Source organism: Thiohalocapsa sp. (genome assembly GCF_019695415.1).
GTDB lineage: Bacteria > Pseudomonadota > Gammaproteobacteria > Chromatiales > Chromatiaceae > Thiohalocapsa.
The window spans coordinates 1-5,689 of sequence record NZ_JAIFKJ010000418.1; the positions used below are offsets into that span (position 1 = coordinate 1).

5 protein-coding genes are annotated in these 5,689 nt (G+C 66.9%); 3 read left to right on the forward strand and 2 right to left on the reverse strand.

The window, feature by feature from the left end; genetic code table 11:
* The 3 genes from I6U14_RS11945 to I6U14_RS11955 all read left to right on the forward strand — a co-directional run.
* Positions 1-632 (forward strand): alpha/beta hydrolase (locus I6U14_RS11945; RefSeq protein WP_296899605.1); only part of this gene is annotated, 632 nt, incomplete at its 5' end.
* Positions 633-948: 316 nt separating this feature from the next.
* Positions 949-2,859: a hypothetical protein gene (locus I6U14_RS11950; protein ID WP_296899606.1), complete on the forward strand. Its 1,911-nt coding sequence runs from the start codon at positions 949-951 to the stop codon at positions 2,857-2,859.
* 215 nt (positions 2,860-3,074) lie between these two features.
* Positions 3,075-3,203, forward strand: a complete 129-nt coding sequence (locus I6U14_RS11955; RefSeq protein ID WP_296899607.1) for a hypothetical protein — start codon at positions 3,075-3,077, stop codon at positions 3,201-3,203.
* A 332-nt stretch (positions 3,204-3,535) separates the two neighbouring features.
* Here I6U14_RS11955 and I6U14_RS11960 read toward each other — a convergent pair whose 3' ends face one another.
* Both I6U14_RS11960 and I6U14_RS11965 read right to left on the reverse strand, forming a co-directional pair.
* Positions 3,536-4,438: an OmpA family protein gene (locus I6U14_RS11960; protein WP_296899608.1), complete on the reverse strand. Its 903-nt coding sequence runs from the start codon at positions 4,436-4,438 to the stop codon at positions 3,536-3,538.
* Between the two features lie 40 nt (positions 4,439-4,478).
* Positions 4,479-5,432 carry an SLAC1 anion channel family protein gene (locus I6U14_RS11965; RefSeq protein WP_296899611.1) on the reverse strand — a complete coding sequence of 318 codons (954 nt, stop codon included), beginning with the start codon at positions 5,430-5,432 and terminating at the stop codon, positions 4,479-4,481.
* Positions 5,433-5,689: the final 257 nt, after the last annotated feature.

Here is a 5,689-nt window from a genome sequence, read left to right on the forward strand (position 1 = left end):
CGGTGCTCGTGCTGCCACTCATGTTCGGCAGCGACCTCAACACCCTGCCGCTGCGGACCTTTCTCTCCGGCCGAGGCTACGCCGTATCCGCCTGGGGTCAGGGCGTGAACCTGGGTCCGCGGGCTGGGGTATTCGATGGCTGCCGCCGGCGCTTGTCGGAGCTCTCGGATAGCCATGGTCGGTCCGTAAGCCTGGTGGGCTGGAGCCTCGGCGGCCTCTACGCCCGGGCTCTGGCGCTGGCGGCCTCCGACAGCGTGCGCCAGGTGATCTGCCTCGGCACACCCATCAGCGGGTCACCGCGGCCTGCAGACCTTTGGCGAACCTATGAGCGCATCACCGGGGACGCCATGGGCCTGCCCCCGGGCCTTGACGCCCTGCATGACCCGCTGCCGGTGCCTAGCACGAGCATCTACAGCCGCAGCGACGGCATCGTGCCCTGGCACCAGAGTGCGCAGCCCGCAGGGCCTAGGGCCGAGAACATCGAGGTGGAATCCAGCCATCTCGGACTCGGCGTCCATCCGCTCACCCTCTACGCCGTAGGGGATCGTCTCGCGCAGCCGGCGGGTACCTGGCGCCCCTTCCGCCGCGACGGCATCCTCGGCTGGCTCTATCCGACACCCGCTAGACCCTGACGGAAACAGACCTGCGCTGTGACGGCGGCGCAATGCTCGCTGTCTGTGCAGGCGGGTGTGCGCCGTTGTCGGGCGTACTTGGCTCTGCTGCGTACAGAATCACTGATCAGCGCATCAGAGATCCCCTGAAATGGTCTTGATGTCAACGGCCAGCTCCTCCGGCTGACAACGCCGGACAGCGTATTCCTACAAAACCGCACGGTTTTCCGTGGTCAGCTTGACCTGTCGCGGCCGGCTCCCGATTGCGCTGTCGTTGAATGCCGCGGGATTCCTGGTGCGCGACGAGCACACCCTTGCTGACTCGGAGATCACGACCATGACAGACCGCAGACAAGAGTCCTACGCCATCCGCCTGGAGGCCGCCGAGCTGGCCCGCGGCCGCACGCATCCGACCCATGAGGCCAACGGCGACGAGGAGCGCTTCGCCGGCGCCAAGTACTTCATGAGCTTCACGAAAGGCCTGCCGCACCATCCGGACACCGGCCTGTTGAACGATCCGCGGGACTTCGTGCAGTTCCGCCGCGCCATCGATGAGGGCTTCATCGACCCGTTTACGTCTGCTGTGCGCCACGGGGCGCACTGGACCGTTGCGCCGAATGGCGCCGAGACGCCAAGCAACCCAGCGCCGGGCAATTATCGGCAATGGGAGGCGCCTACCGCTGGCACCGCCTACGAGCTGGAGGGGCCGGACGCGCAGGCGGTGACCATGCCGCCGGCACCGCCACTACTCGGCGACGACGGTAAACCGAACCCAGAGCTGGTGTTCGAGATGGCCGAGGTCTACGAGCTCGCCGTGCTACGGGATCAGCCGCTGAACGCTTTCGAGACCGGCAACAGCAATCCAGCCATCGACGGCGCCGTGAACCGGCTCAACAATCTCCCTTATATGCAGGATCCAAGCGGGCGCCCCCGCAAGGTGGAGGGCGGCGCGCTCACACCGCAAACCGTGTTCCGCGGCTCCTCGCCGGGGGTCGAGGTGGGACCTTATCTGTCGCAGTTCATGCTCATCGGCAACACCGACGTGCTGGGCGGCTCGGTGCGCGACGGCCTGATCCGTTACGGGGTCCTGCAGATCGACCAGCGTGTGCCGGTCGCCACCGAGGGGCGTGACTACATGCAGTGCATGGCGGACTACGTGGCCGTGCAACGCGGCCTGCGGCCGGACCCCGAAACCTTCGCGGGGCCGGCAAGCGGTCCGGCGACGCGCCGCTTCATCACCACACCGCGCGACCTCGCGACCTATGTGCACTACGACGCCCTGTACGAGGCCTACCTCAATGCCTGCCTGATCCTGCTGGCCATGGGCACGCCGACGGACCCGGCCTTCGATCAGCTCTCCGGCGTCGGAGCCGGCTCGGGGAACCCGGATTACCGGCGCCATGCCGGCGGCTTCGCCCTTTACGGCGGACCGCACATCCTCACCTTGGTCACGGAAGTTGCCACGCGGGCATTGAAGGCGGTGCGCTTCCAGAAGTTCAACAACCACATCCGGCTGCGTCCGGAGGCGCTCGCCGCGCGCCTCGAGCTGGTGCGCCGCAACGCCGCCGCGTCCGAGCACGTCCCGCAGGCGCTTCTAACCCACATGACGGTGTTCGCGCAGGAGTTGCAGAACAATGGCACGCTCGCCCAGATCGAGTCCCTTAACGCGGCTCCACCCTGCACCGGCAGCGGGACTCCGCAGGACGCGAACAGCTGGTTCCTGCCCATGGCCTTCCCGGAGGGCTCACCGATGCACCCGGCCTATGGTGCCGGTCACGCCACCGTCGCCGGAGCCTGCGTGACCATCCTCAAGGCCTACTTCGACACCAGCTCCGTGCTGGTGGAGCACACCGACCTGAACGGCAACCCGAGCATCCTCTTCAAGCCGTTCGAGCACGGTGACACGCCTGTGCAGTTCCGTGCACCAGCCCTGCCTGCAGCAATTCCGGACTGCGCCGAGCCTTGCGTCCCGCCACGACAGCAGCTGGATATGGAATCCTTGAGCCCCGAGGAGCCCGAAACCTTCCTGACCTTGGAGGGAGAGCTCAACAAGCTCGCGGCCAACATCTCCATTGGCCGCAACATGGCCGGCGTCCACTACTTCTCGGACTATTACGACAGCCTGCGCATGGGCGAGGAGATCGCCATCGGCATTCTGGAAGAGCAGGCTCTCACCTACCCAACGGATCCGTTCGTGCTCTCCGTGCCGACGTTCGACGGCGAGGTGCGGCGGATCGGCCGGCGATGAGGGCCCCCACGCGCAGCCCTGCGCGGTCTCGGCCCCCGGCGCGCGGACGGCTTGCGGCGAAGCGACCCTGTGCGCGCCCCGAGCTCCTGCGCCGGCGGTTGCGGTGCCTGTCGGAGCCGATGCGGCCCGCAGGCGTTTTGCCCGCACCGAGGCCCGGGTTCACGAGGCCAGAGCCTCGACCGGTGGGGTGTACCCTGACGGACTGCCTCCAGCTGTTGTTCGATCTGCTGTTGATGCGTCAACCGGGCCCGCAGAACGGCTGTACGCTGGCACAGTGTCTGCCCTTGCTGGTCGTCGCCCTCGGCCTTTTGTTGTTGTTGCTTCTGCTGTTGCTGTTGTCTTGAGCTGAAACCGGTCCGGGCCGCGGACACGGATGCCGCGACCGAGGCCGGCCCAGGGTCTTCGGGGTTACTCAGCCATGCACGCCATCAGGTGTTGACCTTAGTCCGACGGCAGCTAAGGCAGCGCCGACTTATTGGCGCTTCCCGTGCTGGGCAGGAAGCCCCGCCATTTTCGGCGACGCAAGTCACTGAAAATGAAGGAGCCGTGAAACCGCCCAATGTCTGGACAGGCCCGGCTCCGTCTGATCTTTGGGCAGGATGCCCAATCAATCAGCATCCCCCTAATGCCTCTCCATTGGCCGCTCGGGCGTCGACGCGGCCGAGCCCGCGCCGGATCAGCCCGCCGTCTGCGCGGGCGAGGCCAGCAGAATATCCACCCGTCGGTTGCGGCGGCGTCCTTCGGCGCTCGCATTGTCAGCGATGGGCTCGGCGGCGCCTGCGCCCTCGATCTTCAGCCGATCCGCCGCTACGCCGAGTGTTATCAGCGCGTCCCGTACCGCTGCTGCGCGCGCTTCAGAGAGTGCGATGTTCGAAGCGTCGGAGCCAGTGGCGTCGGTGTGCCCGCGCAGCCGGACCTGCTGCGAGCGGTGGCGCTGCAGGAAGGCCGCGATGTCCGTCAGCGCCTCCCTGGCCGCTGCCGGTAGCTCGGTGGTGCCGGGCGCAAAGGCCAGCGCCGTCTCATCCAGGCGGATCAGCACGCCGTCGGCCGTGAAGCGGGCACCGAGCTCCGCGTAATCCGCCGTCAGGCGGCCGAAGCGCCGAGCGACGTCGGCCGCTTGGGCGGCCTGGGCCGCAGCCGCATCTGCGGCTCGCCGGGCGGCTGCCACCTGAGCCTCCAGCGCCTCGATGCGGGCGCTGGCGTCGGCGAATCCGGCCGCGCTGGCAGAGAGGCTGTCAATGCGCCGGCGAGTGCCCGCCAACTCCGCCTCTAGGGCCGCGACCTCCATCTGCAGCGCGTCGAGGCGAGCAGCGTCAGCGGCATGGTTGCCGGCCGCCGGCATGGCTTGCGGCGCCGCATCGGTCTGGGTGTTGGGCGCTGTCGGTATAGCGCTCTTTGCAGTTGGCTGCTGTGCCGGTGACAGCCCACTTTCATCGCGGGTCAGGGTGTAGAGCAGGGCGACTCCGAAAGCGAAGAGTGCCGCCAGCAGGCCCAACACCAGGGTGCTCCTGAGTGTCATGTTCCCGGGCGCTGCGTTGGCTGGCGTCGTGGCGGCCGCTGTGGATTGGGGATGACTCATGGCTTTTTGTCTCCGTGCGCTTCGGCGGTTAGCGGTGCGGTCATTCCGGCAGGCAGATGCCGCGCTCACGCACGGCGCGGGCGGTTTGAATCAGCAGCAGGACGACGATGCCGGACAGCATGGTGAGCAGGCCGAAGCCTAGATACAGGAAGCCAACGAGGCCCGTCTGCTCGGCCATCAGTATGCTGGCGATGGAGATGGCCGCCAGCGGGAAGGAGTAGGCCCACCAGGACAGGTAGAACCGGATGCGCAGGAAGCGGGTTACCTGCGTGGCGAGCAGGACAGTGAAGAACAGCGCCGAGAAGTAGAGGATCTGCGCAAACACATCCACCTCCCCGGTGAGGCGGACATAGGCGATAAAGCCCACCGCCGGCGGCGCCACTAGGATGAACAGGGTCGGCATGAGCCGCTCCGGCAAGGGCTGGTGGAACAGCACGCGGTAGAAGACGATGGTCAGCAGCACCGGCCACAGCAGAATGCCGACGCTGAAGAAGAACCAGGACACGAGCTCATAGCCCAGCGGCACCCCCGCCACAGGCACCAGCACATTGCCGACAGCAGGGATAAACCAAGCCGGGTTCATGTGCTGCACCTGGAAGTGCTCGTGGTGCATCCACGCGTTGACCACGAAGAGCGTGAAGCCGAGCTGCAGAGCCGCGCCGGTCAGCCACAGCCAGCGGCTGGCTTCGGGTACGGCGTGCAGATAGACGATGGCCAGCAGCAGCAGGCTGATAGCCATGGTCGGCATGAAATTGATCCGCACCGGGTGACGCACCTCCGCACGAACAGCAGCCGGGTGTAGCACCAGCTTGGCGATGTAAAGCAGCGCGAGCCCGGCAAAGAGCAGGGTCGCGGCACCAATGAGCCAGGGGACGAATGGGAAGTCACGGCCCAGCACGGCCTGGGCCTTTTCCCAGCCGATGGTGAGCCCAGCGAGGCCCATGACCATTGCGAAGAAGGCAGCCGGGAAGTGCTCCAGGCGGCTGTCGGGCATATCTAGGCGCGGAGCGGCCCCGGCGGCAGGTGCCGCGGTTGTGGCTTCTGTGGACATGTTGCCTCCGTAACTGGGGTCTGCGGCGGGCCGCCGGGGCGGTCGTCCGCCAGGCGCCGCCTAGGCGATATGGCACAGTTTATGGAGACGCATGCGCGCCCGGCATTGATAAATCTCGGAGCGAGACGGTGGGTTAAGGGCACCTCTAGGGAAGCGCCGATTTTTTGGCGCTTCCCGTGCGGGGCAGGACGCCCCGCCAT